The organism is Clostridium sp. CAG:265, assembly GCF_000436575.1.
Taxonomy (GTDB): domain Bacteria; phylum Bacillota; class Clostridia; order Clostridiales; family Clostridiaceae; genus Clostridium; species Clostridium lentum.
The window spans coordinates 1-1,549 of record NZ_FR886591.1; the positions used below are offsets into that span (position 1 = coordinate 1).

Annotated in this window: 1 protein-coding gene; it reads left to right on the plus strand. The window is 25.5% G+C overall.

The window, feature by feature from the left end; genetic code table 11:
* The first annotated feature begins 108 nt into the window (after positions 1-108).
* Complete coding sequence (locus tag Q5O29_RS02805; protein ID WP_022211491.1) at positions 109-954, plus strand: hypothetical protein; 846 nt, start codon at positions 109-111, stop codon at positions 952-954.
* The last annotated feature ends 595 nt before the right edge of the window (positions 955-1,549 follow it).

A 1,549-nucleotide genomic window follows, 5' to 3' on the forward strand; every position in this document is an offset into this window, starting at 1 on the left:
CATATAAAATAAAAGCGGATACTTTTAATCCGCTTTTTAATTATAACACAATATACAAATTTTCATATAGGAATATAATATATTATTAATGTTCATTGAGGAAAAGTAATGGGGCATAAATATAAAAAACATCATAAAGCAGAGAAAAAGAATATATCTGAAAATGATAAAAAAATTTTATATTTATTAAATATTCAGTTGCAATCAATAATGATATATTTAACTGCAGATGTATTCTTTTATAATTTTGCACTTATATTACTTGAATCAGCATGTGGCAATAAATCAGACTATAAGCCCAATGAAAATGTATTTTTAGTTAATGGTTGTGTTTTAGCACTTATAGCTAGTATATTAATATCCCATGTAAGTTTTACGGCTTATGAGAATATACACTTTAGAGATTTAAATGGGGAAATTGATTATAGTACCAATCCAGAAGAAAGTATAGCCATTTCTTCATTATATCTAATATTACTTTTTTTTATTAATTTAATTGGTGCTATAGAGTTATACAAAAGAGTGAACATTTGCACAATAAAAGTAACTCCTCAATGGATTATGGTACTAAAGATTCAGCTTCAAGCATATAAAATTAGATTTTTAGGAGATTATTCATTTTTAATTGCTACTTTAGAAAGTTTTGAACTTATAAATAGTAAGTATGATAATAGTAAAAGTAATGGTAAAAGTAATATTCAAAATCCAGATATTCCAGCATTAATTGGAGCATGTTTATACTTAGTTGAAAGAATTATGTTATTGTATGTAAGTTATCAAGTGTATTCACACTTAGTTAATGAGTGTGGTGATGTTATAGATTCTAAATACTTAGAACCTAATAAGCTTGCCATATTAGGAAATATAATAGGAGTTATTGCAAATAGTGTTTCTTTACAATCGTTTATAGAAATTTATAAGAGAAATGTTGATAGACCTATATTTGGAAGATGAAAAATTAAACTTTATTGTTATAGAAGTGTAAAAATAAAGTTTGATTTTTTACTTTTAATAATAAAATAGACATAATAATAATATGATATATTGATATAAGATTTTTAAGGTATATAAAGGAGCGTAGTATGAAAAGAGAAACTGAGCAGCTTATTCAGTAAACATTAGAAAATGTAGTAGGTTATATTGATCAATTACCTAATGGAGAGTTTATTCCTTCATCATGGCAACCACCAAAAGGATTTAAAAATGAAAGATTTAAGGTTAATAAGATCATAATATACCATTACCAAAAGCAGTTATTGCTATTTCACCTTGAAGTAATGCAGCAAATGATTTTCCATCAGTAAAAACAAATATTGAAAAGGATGTGATACTTGGAAGATATGGTCTTAAAATGAGTAATCAGATAGATAATCCTATTTATTTCTAAGGTGCAAATTATAAAGAACCCTATTTAGAAGAAAGCAAGGCTGCTTGGCAAGAAATGAGAGAATTCCTAGAGGAAATTTTCTAAGTTATATATTATTTTATAAGTTAAGTAGCTAAATTGAAAAAATAGAAAAGTGCTGAAAACCGGATTTATCATAAGGTT